The sequence below is a fragment of the Rhodovulum sp. DZ06 genome (assembly GCF_050586345.1).
Taxonomy (GTDB): Bacteria; Pseudomonadota; Alphaproteobacteria; order Rhodobacterales; family Rhodobacteraceae; genus JBOCEF01.
Genome location: NZ_JBOCEF010000027.1, coordinates 40,719 through 58,165, shown reverse-complemented (window position 1 = coordinate 58,165; position 17,447 = coordinate 40,719). Strand labels below are relative to the sequence as shown.

Below are 17,447 nucleotides of genomic sequence, written 5' to 3'. Positions count from 1 at the left end.
GGGGGGGTGGGGCGGGGGGGGGGGGGGGGGGGGGGGGGGGGGCGGGGGGGGGGGCGCCCTCCCTCCCCCCCCCCCCCCAGACCCCCTCCCATCCGCATGCGGGTGGTTGCGCTTGCAGTTACGTCACGCTGATGATCGTGCCGCCGGTCGCCGTGGCAAGGTCGGCGGGGGTCACCGGGAATACCGAGCGGGGGGCGCCGGCCGCGGCCCAGAGGGCCTCCAGCGCCATGAGATCCTCGTCGATCCAGATGGGCAGGCCCTCGCCATGCCCCATGGGCGAGACGCCGCCGATGGCGTAGCCCGTCGCCGCCCTCACCTGGTCGGCGTTCACCCGCACCAGCTTCTCGCCGATCGCCTTCCCCGCGCGCTTCTCGTGCACCCGGTTGGCGCCGGAGACGAGCAGCAGGTGGACCTTCCCCGTCTCCGCCCCCGCGAAGACCAGCGATTTCACGATCTGCGCCACGTCGCAGCCGCAGGCGGCGGCGGCCATGTCCGCCGTCGTGGCCAGCTCCTGCATCACGCAGACGCGGCCCGGCAGCCCGGCGGCTTCCAGCGCCGCCTCCACCCGCGCTTCCGAGGCGCCCAGCGGCGGCCTCGGGTCCATGATCTTCGCGCTCATCCCGCTCATCCCTCCGCGTCGCGGAACTGCAGCCGGTGCAGGTCGGCATAGAGCCCGCCCTGCGCCAGCAGCTCCGCATGGGTCCCGGTCTCGACGATCCGGCCCTTGTCCATCGCCACGATGATGTCCGCGTCGCGCACCGTCGACAGCCGGTGCGCGATCACCAGCGTGGTGCGCCCCTGCGCCAGCCGGTCCAGCGCGGTGCGGATCGCGTCCTCGTTCTCGGCGTCCAGCGCGCTCGTCGCCTCGTCCAGCAGCAGCACCGGCGCGTCGCGCAGGATGGCGCGGGCGATGGAGAGCCGCTGGCGCTCGCCGCCCGAGAACCGCCCGCCCCGCTCCCCGGCCATGGCGTCGTAGCCCTCGGGCAGGCGGGCGATGAAGTCATGCGCCTGCGCGGCGCGGGCGGCGGCCTCGATCTCCTCCCGGCTTGCGCCCGGGCGGCCGAAGGCGAGGTTCGCGGCCACGGTGTCGTCGAAGATCACCGCCTCCTGGCTGACCACGGCGATGTTGTCGCGCAGACCCGCCAGGGTGATGTCGCGCAGGTCCCGCCCGTCCAGCGTCACCCTGCCCCCGGTCGGATCATAGAGGCGCGGGATCAGGTTGAAGATCGTGGACTTGCCCGCGCCGGAGCGGCCGACGAAGGCCACCTTGGCGCCCGCCGGGATCTCCAGCGACACGCCGTCGAGGGCCTTGGTCCCGTCCTCGTAGGCGAATTCCACGCCCTCGAGCGCCAGCGCCCCCTCGGCCCGGCCCATCGGCGCGGCGCCCGCGCGCTCGGCCACCCCGGGGCGGGCGTCGAGCACGTCGTAGATCCGCTCGGCCGCCGCCATGCCCTGGAGGGTGACGGCATAGAGCTGCCCGAAGGCGCGCAGCGGCTGGCCGGCGATCAGGAAGGCGGCGACGAAGCTCATGAACTCGCCGATGGAGCTCTCCCCGGCGGCGATGCGCGTGCCGATGGCGTAGAACACGATGGCGAGGCCGATCCCGGCGAGCCCCTCGAGCAGCGGGTCGATCCGCGCCTGGTGGTCGGCGGCGCGCACCTTCAATTCGCGCTGGCGGGCGAAGATGCTGTCGGTCCGGTCCACGAGGTAGTCTTCCAGCCGGTAGGTCTTGGACAGGCGCACCCCGCCCAGCGCCTCGGTGACGCGGGAGTTCATCCGCCCCGCCTCGACCTGCGTGGCCTTGGCGATGCGGCGCAGGCGCTGGCCGATGGCGGCGATCGGCACGGCGGCGATCGGCAGGCCGACCAGGGCGTAGAGCGTCAGCTCCCAGTCGATGTAGAGGAGCGAGGCGAAGAGGCCGATCACCGTCAGCCCGTCGCGCAACGCCACGTTGATCAGCCGCGTGATCGCGTCGCGCAGCACCGCGATGTCGGTGGTGAAGCGGGCCGCGGTGGCCGCGGGGGCCTCGCGGTCCAGCCGCGCGATGTCGGCATGGATCAGCTTGCGGAACATCGCGCGCTGGATCGCCTCGTCCACCTTCGCCAGCACGCCGTTGGTCACGATGCGCTGGAAATAGAGGGCGACGGCCTTCACGCTCACCGCCGCCACCACGGCGATGGGGGCCCAGAACATGATGTCCTCGGAGCGCGACTCGAACCCGTCCAGCGCCTTCTGCACCACGATGGGATAGAGGGACGTGGTCCCCGCCACCGCCCCGATCAGCGCGAGGTTCAGGAGCAGCATCGCCTTGTGCGGCGACAGCCAGTCGCGCCACAGCCGTCCCAGCATCGGCATGATCCGCGCCTTCGGGTCCGCCGCCGCGTCGCCCCTGGCGGCCTGGTCGCTCGATCCGGTCACGTGGTCGCTTCCTTCTTGTCGTCGGCCCCGCGGGGGGCGTAGATCGGGGGCATGAACGGGCGTTCGCCCGGCACGATGCGCTAAGGCGGCGCCGGCCCGCGGTTGCAGATGCGGCCCCCGCCCCAGGAGTTTCCAGATGTCCCTGTCCCATGGAAGAGAGTTCCTGTCCATTCCCGGCCCCTCGGTGATGCCGGACCGCGTGCTGAACGCGATGCGCCAGGGCTCGCCCAGCATCTATGACGGCTGGCTGGTCGAGATGGTCGAGGGGCTGACCCCCGACCTGATGGCGGTGGCGCGCACCAAGAAGGCGCGCCCGGCGATCTACATCTCCAACGGCCACGGCGCGTGGGAGGCGACGGCCTCCAACCTGTTCTCGCGCGGGGACAAGGTGCTGGCGCTCGACAATGGCCGCTTCGCCGCCGGCTGGGCCGGGATGGCCGAGCGGATGGGCGTGAAGACCGAGGTGTCGGACGAGGGGCTGCGCGGACCGGTGGACCCGAACCGGCTCGAGGAGCGCCTGCGCAAGGACACCGCCGGAGAGATCAAGGCGGTGCTGCTGGTCCACGTGGACACCGCGTCTTCCGCCGCCAACGACATCCCCGCGGTGCGCGCGGCCATCGACGCGGCGGGGCACCCGGCGCTCTTGATGGTGGATTGCGTCGCCTCGCTCGGCTCGATGCCGTTCGAGACGGACGCATGGGGCGTCGACGTGATGGTGGGCGGCAGCCAGAAGGGGCTGATGACGCCCCCGGGGCTCGGCTTCGTCTGGGTGGGCGAGAAGGCCTGGGCGATGTCCGGCAACGGGGATCTCGTCAGCACCTACTGGGACTGGCGCACGCGGATCGAGCCGGAGATGTTCTACCAGCGCTTCTGCGGCACCGCGCCGGTGCAGCACCTGTTCGCCCTGCGCGAGGCGCTGAACATGCTGGTGCACGAGGAGGGGATCGAGAACGCCTGGGCCCGGCACAAGGTGCTGGCCGACGCCGTGCGCGCCTGCGTTTCGGCCTGGGCCGAGGGCGGCGCGCTGGAGCTGAACGTGGAGCGGCCCGAGGCGCGCTCGGACGTGGTGACCACGATCCTGACCCCGGGCATGACCGCGCCCGGCAAGGGCCCGCAGGACCTGCGGGAGTTCTGCGAGGGCAAGCTCGGCCTGATCCTCGGGATGGGGATCGGCCATTTCGGCGGCCGCGCCTTCCGCATCGGCCACATGGGCCATGTCAACGCGCCGATGATCATGGGCACGCTGGGGGCGACCGAGGCGGGGCTGCACGCGCTCGGCTACGACGTGCCCACCGGGCTTGCCGCGGCGGCCGAGGTGATCGCGAAGGGCGCCTGACGCGCCCCCCGCCCGGGGCGGGACGCAAGGGGAAGGGGCGGCGCATGGCGCCGCCCCTTCGCGTTCTCCGGGGTGGTCCGGGGGGCGGGCGCCTTGCGGGCGGCCCCGCGCGCTCAGCGGTCCCAGCGGGTCCCGACCTCGGCCCGGCGCTCGTGGCGCTCCTCGCGGCGCTCGTGGCGCTCCTCGCCGCGGTGCTCGCGGCGGTCCGTGCGGCGGTCCCAGCGGTCATCGCGCCGCTCGTCCCGGCGCTCGAAGCGGTCGTTCAGGCGATGCCAGCGGTCCTCGCGCCGCTCCCACAGACCCTCGCGCCGGTCCAGGGCCCGGTCCAGCCGGTCGCCCCGACGGTCGAGCCGGTCGGCGCGCCGCTCCCAGGCCGCGGCGCGGGAGCGGGCCAGCCGTTCCTGCCGCTCCAGCTCCCGCTCGCGGGCCAGGATATCCGCGAGGCTGCGGCGCGCGTGTTCCCGCGCCCGGCGCCCGCCGCCGACATCGTCGGAGAGAATCCGCTCGTGGTGAAGCCGCTGCAGGCGCAGCAGCTCCAGCTCCCGGCGCAGCTCGGCCGCGCTGCGGCCGTGGCCATGGCTCCCGGCCACGGGCACGACCCGCCAGCCCGCGTCGCGGCCCGCGTCATGGCCCGCATCATGGCCGTGACCGTGGCGGTGGGTTTCCCGGCGCGGGGCGGCGCGGGCGTCGTCCCGGCCCAGGATCGCCGCGGCGCCGAGCACGGCCGCGCCGACGCCGATCGCGATCAGCGCCTTCTCGCCCTGGTCGGCGCGGGCCTCCGGCGCCCCGAGGGGCGCGAGGGCGAGCGCGGCGGCGAGGGCGGTCGCCGCCGCCATCCGCGGTGCGCCGAGGGCGCGGGCGACTGCATGGGTACGAAGCATCTCGGTCTCCTTTCGGGGAAAGCCGCGCCGGGCGGGGCCGCCTCTCGGGCGGGCCGGGCCGCGGCGGGGCGATCCCCCCTCCGAGGATCAAGCTGGCAGGCGATTGCGGCCCCCGGGCGGCGAGACCGCGGCGCCCCGGTCAACCAAGCGTGAGCGGGGCGCGAGGGGGGGCGCGCGCGGGCCGCAAGGCCCGCACGGGGGAGAGGCCCGCAAGGGCCGGGCGGGCGGGCGATGCGCAGGGCGCAGCCCGGAGCGAGTCCCGGCCGCCTCCCCCGCCGCCGCGCGCCGCCCCGAACCGCGACGGCGAAGCCCCGCCCCGCCCCGCGCGCCCCCGCCGCGCCGCGCCGTCTTCCCCTCCGCCCCCGTTTGGCGTAAACCACCGCCCATGATCGGACGTTTCGCCCCTCTCCGCCGCGGCCCCGCCGCCGCGCCGCGAATTACCCGCCCGGCCTCCTGACGTCGCAACGTCGGGGGCGCCGGGACCAATGGCGCATGCGGGCCCACGCGCGCCGCCCCCCTCCTTTGCGATCTCGCCCTTCAGGCGCCGCCCACCTCGCGCGGCGCCCCGCCCCATGAAGGCCGCCGTCCGGCCGACCCAATCCAGAAGAGACCGACACGATGTCCTCCGACTCGACCCCCGACTGGAAATCCACCCTCTTCCTGCCGAAGACCGACTTCCCGATGCGCGCCGGCCTGCCCAAGCGCGAGCCCGGCTGGCTCGAGCGCTGGGAGAAGATCGGCATCTATGACCGCCTGCGCGAAAAGGCCGTCAAGGCGATGGAGGACGACGCCCCGCGCAAGCCCTTCACGCTCCATGACGGCCCGCCCTACGCCAACGGGCACCTGCATATCGGCCACGGCCTCAACAAGACCCTCAAGGACATCATCGTCCGCTCCCACCAGATGATGGGCCGCGACGCGCGCTACATCCCCGGCTGGGACTGCCACGGCCTGCCGATCGAGTGGAAGATCGAGGAGCAGTACCGCGCCAAGGGCAAGAACAAGGACGAGGTGCCGCTCAACGAGCTGCGCGGCGAATGCCGCCGCTTCGCCGAGAACTGGGTGAACATCCAGCGCGACGAGTTCAAGCGCCTCGGCATCCAGGGCAACTGGGCCGAGCCGTATCTGACCATGAACTACCAGGCCGAGGCGGTGATCGCCGAGGAGTTCATGAAGTTCGTCATGAACGGCACGGTCTATCGCGGCTCCAAGCCCGTCATGTGGTCCGTCGTGGAAAAGACCGCCCTCGCCGAGGCCGAGGTCGAGTATCACGACCACCAGTCGCACACGATCTGGGTGAAATTCCCGGTGACCTCGGTCGGCGCCCAGGGCGAGACCGCGCCCGAAGACCTGCTCGACGCGGACGTGGTGATCTGGACCACCACCCCCTGGACCATCCCCCAGAACCGCGCCGTCGCCTTCAACCCCGCCCTCTCCTACGGCCTCTACCGCTGCACTTCGGCGCCGGAGGACAACTGGGTGGTGGCGGGCGACCTGCTGGTGCTCGGCGACGCGCTGGCCGAAGACGTCTTCGCCAAGTCGCGCGCCGAGGGCTATGAGCGCGTCCGCGACGTCACCGCCGCGGAACTCGAGCTGATCACCTGCGCTCACCCCTTCGCCGGGGCCGAGGGCGCCAATGGCGAGTGGGATTACGACGTCCCCATGCTGCCGGGCGATCACGTCACGGATGATGCGGGCACCGGCTTCGTGCACACCGCGCCCTCCCACGGCGCCGACGACTACGTGCTGGGCCTGAAGCACGGCCTGCCGATGACCTATAACGTGCTCGAGGACGGCTCCTTCCGCGCGGACCTGCCCTTCTTCGCCGGCGCCGTGATCTTCACCCACAAGGGCAAGGAAGGCGACGCCAACAAGCGCGTCATCGAGAAGCTGCAGGAACTCGGCGCCCTCGCCGCCCGCGGCCGCATCAAGCACTCCTACCCGCACTCGTGGCGCTCCAAGGCGCCGCTGATCTTCCGCAACACACCGCAGTGGTTCGCCGCCATCGACAAGCCGCTCGACGACGGCATGGGCGAGCACGGGGACACCATCCGCGCCCGCGCCCTCACCTCGATCGACACGCTGGTGAAGTTCACCCCGGAGACGGGCCGCAACCGCCTGCGCGCGATGATGGAGACCCGCCCCGACTGGGTCCTGTCGCGCCAGCGCGCCTGGGGCGTGCCGCTCACCTGCTTCATGCGCGAAACCGGCCCGGGCGAGGTCGAGGTGCTGAAGAACGAGGAGGTCAACGCCCGCATCTCCGAAGCCTTCCGCGCCGAGGGCGCCGATGCGTGGTTCGAAGACGGCGCGAAAGAGCGCTTCCTGAACGGCGTCGACGGCGTGAACCCGGAGGAGTGGACCAAGGTCGACGACATCCTCGACGTGTGGTTCGACAGCGGCTCGACCCATGCCTTCGTGCTGCGCGACCGCGCCGACGGGACCGAGGACGGCCTCGCCGATCTCTATCTCGAGGGCACCGACCAGCACCGCGGCTGGTTCCATTCCTCGATGCTCCAGGCCTGCGGCACCATCGGCCGGGCCCCCTATCGCGGCGTGCTGACCCACGGGTTCACGCTCGACGAGAAGGGCCAGAAGATGTCCAAGTCGCTGGGCAACACCATCGCGCCCGCCGACATCGTCAAGCAGTACGGCGCCGACATCCTGCGCCTCTGGGTCTCCCAGACGGATTACACCGGCGACCAGCGCATCGGCCCGGAGATCCTCAAGGGCGTCGCCGACAGCTACCGCCGCCTGCGCAACACCTTCCGCTACATGATCGGCGCCCTCGACGGTTATTCCGAGGACGAGGCCGTCGCCCCCGCCGACATGCCGCTGCTGGAGCGTTTCATCCTGCACCGGCTGGCCGAGCTGGACGAGGCCGTGCGCGACGGGTACGCCGCCTATGACTTCCAGAAGGTGCAGAGCCGCCTGTTCAACTTCTGCACCACGGACCTGTCGGCGTTCTTCTTCGACGCCCGCAAGGACGCGCTTTACTGCGACGCCGAGGGCGCCCTGCGCCGCCGCGCCACCCGCACGGTGATGCACGCGCTGTTCGAGCGTCTGGTGACCTGGTACGCCCCGATCCTGCCCTTCACCATGGAGGATGCGTGGCTCGAGCGGCATCCGGGCGAGGAGTCCTCGGTGCATCTCCAGGACTTCCCCGAGACCCCGCGCGAGTGGCTGGCCACGGACCTGGCCGAGGCCTGGGCCGGCGCGCGCCGCGTGCGCTCGGTGGTCACCGGCGCGCTGGAGATCGAGCGGCGTGAGAAGCGCGTCGGCGCGTCGCTGGAGGCGCACCCGACGCTGTGGCTGGACCCGCAGGGGCCGGAATTCGCCAAGTTCTTCCTGGTCGAGGAGCTGGGCGCCGCGGCCTTCGGCGACCTGTGCATCACCTCGGGGCTGAAGATCGCCCACGGGCCGGGGCCGGAGGGGGCGTTCCGGCTGGACGACGTTCCGGGTGTCGCGGTGGAGCCGCTGGCCGCCGAGGGCGAGAAGTGCGGGCGCTGCTGGAAGGTGCTGCCGGAGGTGACCGCCGAGGGCGGGCTCTGCGGGCGCTGCTCCGACGCGGTCGGCTGATCCTTGCGACATAGCCCCGCGCGGGGCCTTCGCGGCGGCGGGTGGGCTTGAAGCCCAGCCGCCGCTTCGCATTTTCAAGGACGTGTTTCGCCACCAGGACCTTCCATGCCCGAGATTTCAGAGCTGTTCCGCGAGTTCATCGCCCTCTGGGTCGTGATCGACCCCATCGGCACGCTGCCGGTCTTCATCGCCGTCACCGCGGGCCTTGCGGCGTCCGAGCGCAAGCGCGTGGCGCGCAAGGCGGTGCTGGTGGCGACGGCGGTGCTGCTGGCCTTCATCCTGGTCGGCCAGTTCGTGCTCGAGGGGCTGGGGATCGCCCTGCCCTCGTTCCAGCTGGCGGGGGGGATGGTGCTGTTCCTGTTCGCGCTGACGATGATCTTCGGGGACGGGAAGCCGGCGTCCGAGCTGCATGACGACGGGGCGCAGGGGGCGGTGTTCCCGCTGGCGATCCCCTCCATCGCCTCGCCCGGCGCGATGCTGGCGGCGGTGGTTCTGACCGACAACAACCGCTTCTCGGTGGCGGAGCAGGCGGTGACGGCGGGGCTGGTGGTGGTGGTGGCGCTGGCGACCTGGGGGATCCTGCTGGCGGCGAACCCGATCCTGCGGGTGATCGGCCGCGGCGGGGCCGCGGTGGTCAGCCGGGTGATGGGCATGATCCTGGCGGCGGTGGCGGTGGACGCCTGCCTCGGGGCGCTGGTGACGATCGGGGTTGTGCCGGCGTTTTGAGGGGGGCCGTGCGGGGTGAGATGCGGAGCGGCGGCGGGCGAGGGCCTGCCGCCGTTTTGCGTTGGGAGTGCGGCCAGCGTTATGGTCGGCGCCTCAACTCATATTGCACCAATAGTTCCGCAGACCCCGCTCCGCCTTTGCAGCAAAGTCGATGACATCATCATGCGCCAAAGCCTCTCCCCAGACCGACTGAGGGACTGGGAATGTCTTGCCCTTCTCCTCGTTGTAAATCGGCTCGAGGATGACCTTGGCGGGGACGATACTTGCAAACGGAGCCAGACCCGCCTCAACCCTGGTCAACCCATTTTCGTCGACTCTGCCTCGAAAATCATGCAGCGCCCCATCGATGGAGCTGTCTTTCATATCGACATTCGCTCCCGCGAACTGGATCAGTGGTCGCTTTTGCCCAAGGGCCAACATCCCTCGTTTGTACTGTGCGGATTGCTCTAGCGCATGTTCAGCCGCATTGCGTGCCTCGCGGAGGTAGACTAATCCCTCGTCGTCTTTGGTCGAAGCATTTTTAAGTCGATAACCGACCTTCTTGCCCAGCGAATTTGACATCCCAAAACTGATGCATTTACCAATCGCCCGCCCAAAGCTAAAAAGAAAATCTTCCCACAATGGGCGAAGGTCCCCATGCTCTTCCGCAGCCTGAAGCGCGCCAACGCTTTTCTTAAGCGCGGCCAAGCGAAATTCGACTTCTTTGATGCCAGCGCTCACACCAACACCCCCACCTTCTCAAACACCCGCACATCCACCAGCCCCTGGTCCCCGATCCGCAGCTCCGGAATGACCACCAGCGCCAGCAGCGAGTGCTGCATGTAGGCGTTGTTCAGCCGGCAGCCGCAATCCTCCATCGCCCGCACCATGCCGTCCGCCGCCGCGGCGACCTCCTCGGCCGGGGCGTCGGACATCAGGCCCGCGACGGGGAGCTTCACCAGCGCGGCCTCGGCCCCCTCCTTCATCACCACCACGCCGCCGCCGACCTCGCGCAGGCGGTTGGCGGCCAGGGCCATGTTCTCGGGGCACGTCCCCACCACGATCATGTGGTGGCTGTCATGCGCGACGGTCGAGGCGACGGCGCAGGGGATGTCATAGCCGAAGCCCGACACGAAGCCGTTCACCACGCCCCCGTCCTCGGGCGCCACGGCGCGGTGGCGCTCGACCAGCGCGATGCGGCAGACATCCTGCGCCGGGTCGCCGGGCAGGCCGCCATCCACCACCGGCAGGTCCAGCTCCAGCGCCTTCGTGGGGGCCTGGTTCTCCACCACGCCGATGACGCGGGCGCGGACGGTCTCGGCGCCCGCGGGGGCCGCCAGCATGAAGTCCGCCGCCGCCAGGTCGCGCGCCATGTTGACGGTGTTCTTGGCGCTGTCCGGGTAGGCGAAGCCGGGACGGGCCGCCAGCATGGCGCCATCCTCGGCCACCACCTTGCCGCGCGCGATCACCATCTCCACCGGCAGCTCGGCCATGGAGGAGGTGAGGATCACGTCCGCGCGCCGCCCGGGGGCGATGGCGCCGATCTCGCGCTCCATCCCGAAATGCGAGGCGCTGTTGAGCGTGCACATCTGCAGCGCCGTCATCGGCGCCAGCCCCTGCGCGACGGCATGGCGGTAGACGCGGTTCATGTGTCCGTCGTTCACCAGGGTGCCGGAGTGGCAGTCGTCGGTGCACAGGATGAAGTTGCGCGAATCGAGGCCCATCTCGGTGACCGCGCGGACCTGCTCGGCCACGTCATGCCAGGCGGAGCCGAGGCGGAGCATGGCGCGCATTCCCTGGCGGACGCGGGCGGCGGCGTCCTCCCACCGGGTGCCCTCATGGTCGTCGGCGGGCCCTCCGGCGGCATAGGCGTGGAAGGGGCGGCCAAGATCGGGCGAGGCGTAGTGGCCGCCCACGGTCTTGCCCGCGCGCGCCGTCGCCGCGATCTCGCCCAGCATCTTCTGGTCCCCGGCCGCGACGCCCGGGAAGTTCATGACTTCGCCGAGGCCGACGATCCCCGGCCAGGTCATCATCTGCGCGATCTCGTCGGGGCCGAGCTCCGCCCCCGCATTCTCCAGCCCCGGGGCGGAGGGCACGCAGGACGGCGCCTGCACGAAGACGTTCACCGGCTGCTCCAGGGCCTCGTCATGCATCAGCCGCACGCCGGGGACGCCGAGGACGTTGGCGATCTCGTGCGGGTCGATGAACATCGAGGTGGTGCCATGGGGGGCGACGGCGCGGGCGAACTCGGTGACCGTCAGCATCCCCGATTCCACGTGCATGTGCGCGTCGATCAGGCCGGGGACGAGGTAGCGCCCGTTCGCCTCGATCACCTCCGTGTCCGGGCCGATGCAGGGCGAGGCGTCGGGGCCGCAATAGGCGAAGCGGCCGTCGGCGATGGCGAGGTCGATGCCGGGGATGAACTCGCCCGAGTGGACATTCGCCCAAGTCCCGCCGCGGATCACCATGTCGGCATGGGCGCGGCCGGCGGCGACGGCCACGAGGCGGGCGGCGACGTCGGGCCAGGAGGGGATCGGGGCGGCGGACATGGGCAGGCTCCTTCAGGGTCGGTTCAGGCGCGGGGAAGCAGAGGAAAAAGGTGGAATCCACCGGGGGCAATCCCCATTCTTTTTTCCATTGAAGCACATCACAGGGATTGGACCATGCCCGTTTCTCTCCTCACTTGCGTCACGAATGGCGGGGGCATGGGCCCCGGGCATTCGTGCATCGACGTCAACGGCACCGTCTACACGTTCCAGGACATCGACTGGGGCGGCAACGCGTCGGGGTGGCTGCAGTTCAGCCTGAAGAAATACCTTGCGCGCAACGTCCACCGGCCGGTCATCGTGCAAAAGATGAACTCGGTCGTTTCGGACGGCAAGGTGCTGAAATACATCCTCGGGTCGATCACCAACGACGACGACTATCTCGGGTCGGGGGTGTGTTCGAGCCAGGCGGCCAACGCCATCGAATCCGGCTATCACGGCAGCTTCAACACCTGGGGCGTGGACACGCCCTATGACATCTACAAGCTGGCCAAGAAGAAACGGATGGTGGCGTCCGAGGCGATGCACTGGCCGGGCGAGAAGGACTGCAACTTCTTCGTCAAGAACTCGATCAAGGCGACGCTGATGTACATGGGCGCGGGCAAGCACGTCTGACGCCCGCCTGCGACGCGGGGGCGCGGGTCTCGCGCCCCCGCGCCTGCGCGCATCAGCTGCGCGCGGTCAGCGCCGTGGCGGCCGAGGCGGCGATCAGGCAGCCGCCCCCCGCGCGCCCCATCCAGGCCCGCGCCGCGGGCCGGGTCAGCCGCGCCCGCGCGCCGCCCGCCGCCAGCCCCCAGGCCAGCGCGTTGAGCCATCCCAGCGCGGTGAAGGTCAGCACCATCGCCGCCGCCTGCGGGGCGAAGGCCGCCGCGGGGTCGAGGAACTGCGGCGCGAAGGCGACGAAGAACATCAGGCTTTTCGGGTTCAGCAGGGTGATGACGAAGGCATGGGCGAAGATCTTCCGCTCGCCTCCCCGCCCCGGCCCCTGCCCGGCCGCGTCCCGCGCGTCGGCGTCGAGATCGGCCGCGAAGCCCCCCCGCGCCGCCTCGCGCAGCATCTTCCAGCCGAGCACCGCCAGCCAGGCCGCGCCCGCCAGCTTCACCGCCGTGAAGGCCTGGGCCGAGGCCGCCAGCAGCGCGCCGATCCCGGCCATGGAGGCGGTCATCGCCACCAGGTCCCCCAGCGCCACGCCCGGCGCCGCGGCCAGCGCGCCGCGCGCGCCGTGGCGCAGCCCCGCGCCGATCACGAACAGCACCGTGGGGCCGGGAATGGCCACAAGGATCGCGCTCACCCCCGCGAAGGCGAGCCAGGTCGTCAGGTCCATCATCTCTCTCCTACATGCAGCGGTTGCGGCGGCGCGCCCCAAGCAAATGCAGACGCGCCGCGCCGGGGCAAGCCCCCATGCGCCGCACGGGTCCGGCGGCGCCGGCGCCCGATCGCAGGGGCCGACGCCCGATTCCGGGCGCCTGGATGAACATCGCCGCGGCGCCGCGGGTTGATTCGCTCATTTCCAGATGTCGCGAAACGGGGCGGCCTGCGCGCCGCCGGCCCGGCGCACGGCCCGCCGCGCCGCGAAACCCCTTGCCGGGAAAGGGATTTCGTAGACCGCGCAGGCCCCGCGGGGCCGGATCGACTCCCGTCGAAACATGAACAATTCTTCAGAAAACCCCTGAAATATTAAGCTCGTATTGACGCGGGGTGCAGCGAACGGCGATCTTGCCCCGGCGCCGCCCCGCGCGTCCGCCTCCCGTTCCGCGCCCTCGCCGCGACAGGGGGCGAGGCCCGCGCCGGGGGGCGCCTGGGTTCCCGGCGCCTCTCCGCTCGCGCGGCAGGCCGGGCGGTTTTTCCCGGCGGGACGGCGGCGCGATCGCGCCCGGCCCGCCGATTTGCGTACATGGCGCGCCCCCCCGCGCGCCGCAGGAAGGCGACCATGAGCGACCAAGGCGTGATTTCCGACCCCCTCTTCACCAGCCCCGACGGCTCCCCCGTCTCGGCGCCCGTCTCGGCGCTCGTCTCGGCCGAGATCGCGGCCCCCGACCTGCGCCTCGCCGGCCTCTCCTTTCTCGATGACTGGGCGGTCGCGGGCGGCCCGTTCGACCTCGACGTCACGGTCGAGAACATCGGCGACGCCGACGCGACGGTCGAGCACGCGCTGAACCTCTACCTCTCGGCGGACGGGACCTTCGACGCGGGCGACACGCTGATCGGGTCGGTCCTGCTCGGGCCGCTCGCCGCGGGCGCCGATCTGACCGCCAGCCTCTCGCTCGCCATCGACGCGGCGATGGCGCTGGGAAGCTACACCCTGTTCGCCGAGGTCGACGCCGGCGGCGCGGTCGCCGAGTCGAACGAAGCGAACAACCTGTTCACCGGCGGCGCGGTGGAGATCGTCGGCATGCCCGACCTGGTGGCGCGCAACCTGACCACCTCCTCCTCGCTCGCCGTCCCGCTGGCGCCGGGCTCCGAGATCCTGGTGTCGGGCGAGATCGCCAATATCGGCGCCGACCCGGTGCCCGCCGGGGTCAGCGGTCCGCATGAATCCGGGTTCTGGCTGTCGGACGACCTGACCTTCACCACCAGCGACGTGCTGCTGGCCTACCAGTCCCACGGCGCCACCGCGCCGGGCGGGTCCGAGACCATCACCGACGTGCTGCTCGAGATCCCGATGCTGGCGCCGGGGACCTACTACATCGCCCTGCTCGCCGACGACCTGAACTATTTCGCCGAGACGGACGAGAGCAACAACGTCTCCAACGTGCTGACGATCGAGGTCGACGCGACGCCGCCGGACCTGACGCTGTCGGGCGGGCTGCTGGTCTCGGACGGGCTGGTGAACCTCAACGATCCCACGGACGAGCTGTTCGTCGACTACACCATCGGCAATGACAGCTTCACCGCGGTGGACGGCGAGTTCGTCTCGGTCGGCTACTACCTGTCCTATGACGACGTGATCGACCCGTTCGACCTGCTGATCGGCTTCGACGATTTCGGCTTCTTCCTGCCCGGCCAGGCCGCCGACAGCTATCTCGGCCTCGACGTGTCGCTCTATGACCTCGACCTGCTGCCGGGGGCCTACCATTTCGGCGCCATCGTCGACCCGTTCGGCGCGGTCTTCACCGAAGAGACCGTCGACAACAACAGCCTCTATTTCGGCGAGGTCTATCTCGACGGCCAGCCCGAGCTGTCGACCCCCGTCGTCACCCTGCCGGACGCGCCCTTCGGCGACATCTCGGTGCTGGAGGGCGGGACGGTCGACGTCTCGGTGGTCAACGCCAATACCGGCCCCTACGGCACGCTGCTGGACGTCGCCACCAGGTTCTACCTGTCGACGGATTCCGTGATCGACGCCGGCGACATCTTCATCGGCGACGTGAACCAGGGCCCGCTCGACGCCTATTCCGGGCCGGTGGATTCGGGGCCGATCACGCTCTCGCTCTCGGGCGTCGCGCCGGGGACCTACTGGCTCGGCGCCATCGCCGACCCGCTCGACGCGATCCCCGAATGGGACGAGACCGACAACGCCAGCGTCACGCCGCTGCTGGTCACCGTGCTGCCCGACGTGCCGGACCTCACGATCCCGGCGTTCGACCTGGCGGTGAAGGCCAACCCGCATGTGGGCGACCCCGAGCTGCTGGTCGACTTCTCGCTCGAGATCCGCAACGACGGCTACGGGACCGCCGCCGCCTCGACCGCGGGGCTGTACCTCTCGTTCGACGACGTGCTCGACGCGGGCGACCTGCTGCTCAGCCCCGACGTCGTGCCGGAACTGGCGGCGGGCGAGTCCTTCACCTTCTCGGTGACCGACGCCCCCGCGCCCGACTTCCTGGTCCCGGCCGAGACCCCGGCCTGGCTGTTCCTCGTGGCCGATGACGGCGACGTCCTGGGCGAGCTGAGCGAGGTGAACAACATCGCCTCGGTCTCCTACACCCTGCCCGGGTCGCCCGACCTCTCGGTCTCGGACCTGCGGCTGTCCTCGTCCCATCTCGCGGCGGGCGAGGCGTTCGACATCCAGGTGACGGTGACCAACGCGGGCCCGACCGCGAGCGGGACCGAGGACCTGGCGCTGGTCTTCGGCGACACCGGCGTCCCCGGCGCGTGGAACGGGTCCTTCGCCACCCTCTCGGTCGGCCCGCTCGCGGCCGGGGAGAGCGTGACCCTGACCCACCATTTCGCCGAGCTGCCCGCGGGCTTCCCCGCCGGGGCCGACCTCGTGGGCGCGGTCATCGACGCCGATGGCGGGACCTGGGAGGCGGACGAGACCAACAACGAGACGACCGCCGCGATCCAGGTCTCGGCCCCCGCCGCGGGGACCGGCGCGCATGACATCGCCCAGCTCGGCTCGGCGCTGCTGTCGGACGCGCCGCTGACCGTGCAGCTCGACCGCAGCTTCACCAACCCGGTGGTGTTCGCGCTGCTGCACTCGGCCGAGGACGCGACCTACACCACGGTGCGCATCACCGACGTGCAGTCCGACAGCTTCACCATGAAGCTGCAGAACCCGGTCGCCCCGGGCGCCCCGGCGACGCCGCATGGCTACGAGGAGGTCTCCTTCCTCGTGATCGAGGAAGGCGTGTGGGAATTCGCGGACGGCGTGGTGCTCCAGGCCGGGCTGACCAGCGCGGTCGGGACCCAGGGCGCGCCGACCTCCTTCGGGTTCGAGGGCTTCGCCTTCGACGCCGCCCCCACCCTGGTCACCCAGGTCCAGAGCGACAACGGCCCCGACTTCGCCGTCACCCGCACCCAGAACGTGACCGCGGACGGCGCCGAGGTCTGGCTGCAGGAAGTCGAGGCCGACGGCTATCACGGGGCCGAGGATGTCGGCTTCCTCGCCATCGCCGACGGGAGCGCGTCCTGGGACGGCCGCGCGATCGAGGCGGGCGCGCTGCAGACCGACCACCTCTCGGCCCTCGAGAGCTTCGCCTCGGCCTTCACCGGGGCCCCCGCGCTGTTCGCCTCGGTCACCGGGGTCAACGGGATCGACCCGACCTGGGCCGGGGTCGACGGGCTGACCGCCTCGGGGTTCACCGGCAAGCTGCAGGAGGACCAGACGGTCGATGACGAGCTCTACCACGGGGTCGAGGACCTCGACTGGTTCGCGGTGGACGGGCCGGGCGGGATCCTGACCGCCGACGTCGCCCGCCCGTGGATGGCCGAATATGGGACCTTCCAGGCCGGCAACGCGCTGGTCACCGTCTCGCTCGAGCACGCGTTCGAGAACCCGGTGGTCTTCGCGATGATGCCGAGCTTCAACGGCCCGGTCGCGGCGACCACGCGGATCACCAACGTCTCCTCCGACAGCTTCACCGCCTTCGTGCAGGAGACCTCGGAAGGGGACCGCTACCACGGGCTCGAGGACATCTCCTACCTCGTGGTCGAGGCGGGGACCTACCAGCTCGAGGACGGGCGGATCCTCGAGGTCGGCACGCTCTACACCAAGCTGCTCTCCTCGGCCGGGTTCGCCGCGCAGGGCTTCGACGCCGCCTTCACCGAGGCGCCCGAGGTGTTCACCCAGGTGCAGTCCTTCCGCGGTCCGGACTGGGTGACCACCCGCCTGCGCAACATCGACGCCGCGGGCTTCGAGGTGGCGATGCAGGAGGACGAGGCCAACAACTCCGGCAGCCACACCTCCGAGACCATCGGCTACATGGCCATCGAGGGCGGCGTGGGGTCGTGGAACGGCAACGCGCTGCAGGTGGCCGACACCGGCGAGGTGGTGGACGAGAGCTTCGACATGTTCGACTTCGCCGCCGGGCTGTTCACCGCGGCGCCGACGGTGATCGGCGGGCTGAACAGCTTCGTCGGCGCCGACCCGGCCTCGCTGCGCTATGACGGGGTGACCGCCGCCGGGGTCAGCATCGCCGCCATCGAGGACCAGAGCGCGGACGGCGAGCTGGCGCATATCGCCGAAAGCGCGTCGATCTTCGCGCTGGCCGGGGATGGCGGGCGGCTCTGGGCCGAGGAGCTGATCGTCTGATCCGGCGCCGCGCC

The 17,447-nt window shown here is 71.1% G+C and carries 11 protein-coding genes; 5 read left to right on the top strand and 6 right to left on the bottom strand.

What is annotated here, in order from left to right:
• Window positions 1–118: 118 nt before the first annotated feature.
• A complete protein-coding gene (locus ACQ5SO_RS12990; RefSeq protein ID WP_430942035.1) occupies window positions 119–619 on the bottom strand; it encodes a YbaK/EbsC family protein in 501 nt (166 codons plus the stop codon).
• Between the two features lie 5 nt (window positions 620–624).
• The gene (locus ACQ5SO_RS12985) at window positions 625–2,418 is read right to left on the bottom strand and encodes an ABC transporter ATP-binding protein (RefSeq protein WP_430942034.1); all 1,794 of its coding nucleotides are present in this window, start codon (window positions 2,416–2,418) and stop codon (window positions 625–627) included.
• A 136-nt stretch (window positions 2,419–2,554) separates the two neighbouring features.
• On the opposite strand from ACQ5SO_RS12985, the gene ACQ5SO_RS12980 reads away from it, so the two are divergent.
• Window positions 2,555–3,754 carry a pyridoxal-phosphate-dependent aminotransferase family protein gene (locus ACQ5SO_RS12980; RefSeq protein ID WP_430942033.1) on the top strand — a complete coding sequence of 400 codons (1,200 nt, stop codon included), beginning with the start codon at window positions 2,555–2,557 and terminating at the stop codon, window positions 3,752–3,754.
• A 113-nt stretch (window positions 3,755–3,867) separates the two neighbouring features.
• Here ACQ5SO_RS12980 and ACQ5SO_RS12975 read toward each other — a convergent pair whose 3' ends face one another.
• Entirely contained in the window at window positions 3,868–4,635 is a 768-nt protein-coding gene (locus tag ACQ5SO_RS12975) for a hypothetical protein (RefSeq protein ID WP_430942032.1), read from the bottom strand.
• Between the two features lie 618 nt (window positions 4,636–5,253).
• On the opposite strand from ACQ5SO_RS12975, the gene ileS reads away from it, so the two are divergent.
• Both ileS and ACQ5SO_RS12965 read left to right on the top strand, forming a co-directional pair.
• Entirely contained in the window at window positions 5,254–8,211 is a 2,958-nt protein-coding gene (gene ileS / locus ACQ5SO_RS12970) for an isoleucine--tRNA ligase (protein ID WP_430942031.1), read from the top strand.
• A gap of 105 nt (window positions 8,212–8,316) precedes the next feature.
• Window positions 8,317–8,937, top strand: coding sequence for a MarC family protein (locus tag ACQ5SO_RS12965; RefSeq protein ID WP_430942030.1), 621 nt, complete (start codon window positions 8,317–8,319; stop codon window positions 8,935–8,937).
• 93 nt (window positions 8,938–9,030) lie between these two features.
• On the opposite strand, the gene ACQ5SO_RS12960 is transcribed toward ACQ5SO_RS12965, so the two are convergent.
• Window positions 9,031–9,657, bottom strand: coding sequence for a hypothetical protein (locus tag ACQ5SO_RS12960; protein ID WP_430942029.1), 627 nt, complete (start codon window positions 9,655–9,657; stop codon window positions 9,031–9,033).
• Window positions 9,654–11,465, bottom strand: a complete 1,812-nt coding sequence (locus ACQ5SO_RS12955) for an adenine deaminase (RefSeq protein WP_430942028.1) — start codon at window positions 11,463–11,465, stop codon at window positions 9,654–9,656. Before ACQ5SO_RS12955 ends, ACQ5SO_RS12960 begins: the two co-directional genes overlap by 4 nt.
• Window positions 11,466–11,579: 114 nt before the next feature.
• Here ACQ5SO_RS12955 and ACQ5SO_RS12950 point away from each other — a divergent pair, with 114 nt between their 5' ends.
• Complete coding sequence (locus tag ACQ5SO_RS12950) at window positions 11,580–12,077, top strand: hypothetical protein (RefSeq protein ID WP_430942027.1); 498 nt, start codon at window positions 11,580–11,582, stop codon at window positions 12,075–12,077.
• Window positions 12,078–12,129: 52 nt separating this feature from the next.
• On the opposite strand, the gene ACQ5SO_RS12945 is transcribed toward ACQ5SO_RS12950, so the two are convergent.
• Complete coding sequence (locus ACQ5SO_RS12945) at window positions 12,130–12,786, bottom strand: LysE family translocator (protein ID WP_430942026.1); 657 nt, start codon at window positions 12,784–12,786, stop codon at window positions 12,130–12,132.
• Between the two features lie 606 nt (window positions 12,787–13,392).
• Between ACQ5SO_RS12945 and ACQ5SO_RS12940 the strand changes: the two genes are divergently transcribed.
• The gene (locus ACQ5SO_RS12940) at window positions 13,393–17,433 is read left to right on the top strand and encodes a CARDB domain-containing protein (RefSeq protein ID WP_430942025.1); all 4,041 of its coding nucleotides are present in this window, start codon (window positions 13,393–13,395) and stop codon (window positions 17,431–17,433) included.
• Window positions 17,434–17,447 lie beyond the last annotated feature (14 nt).

Excerpts from the sequence above, each read along its gene's own strand:
- ACQ5SO_RS12990 (WP_430942035.1), bottom strand. The coding sequence starts at position 619 with ATGAGCGCGAAGATCATGGACCCGAGGCCGCCGCTGGGCGCCTCGGAA.
- ACQ5SO_RS12980 (WP_430942033.1), top strand. The coding sequence starts at position 2,555 with ATGTCCCTGTCCCATGGAAGAGAGTTCCTGTCCATTCCCGGCCCCTCG.
- ACQ5SO_RS12975 (WP_430942032.1), bottom strand. The coding sequence starts at position 4,635 with ATGCTTCGTACCCATGCAGTCGCCCGCGCCCTCGGCGCACCGCGGATG.
- ileS (WP_430942031.1), top strand. The coding sequence starts at position 5,254 with ATGTCCTCCGACTCGACCCCCGACTGGAAATCCACCCTCTTCCTGCCG.
- ACQ5SO_RS12965 (WP_430942030.1), top strand. The coding sequence starts at position 8,317 with ATGCCCGAGATTTCAGAGCTGTTCCGCGAGTTCATCGCCCTCTGGGTC.
- ACQ5SO_RS12955 (WP_430942028.1), bottom strand. The coding sequence starts at position 11,465 with ATGTCCGCCGCCCCGATCCCCTCCTGGCCCGACGTCGCCGCCCGCCTC.
- ACQ5SO_RS12950 (WP_430942027.1), top strand. The coding sequence starts at position 11,580 with ATGCCCGTTTCTCTCCTCACTTGCGTCACGAATGGCGGGGGCATGGGC.
- ACQ5SO_RS12945 (WP_430942026.1), bottom strand. The coding sequence starts at position 12,786 with ATGGACCTGACGACCTGGCTCGCCTTCGCGGGGGTGAGCGCGATCCTT.
- ACQ5SO_RS12940 (WP_430942025.1), top strand. The coding sequence starts at position 13,393 with ATGAGCGACCAAGGCGTGATTTCCGACCCCCTCTTCACCAGCCCCGAC.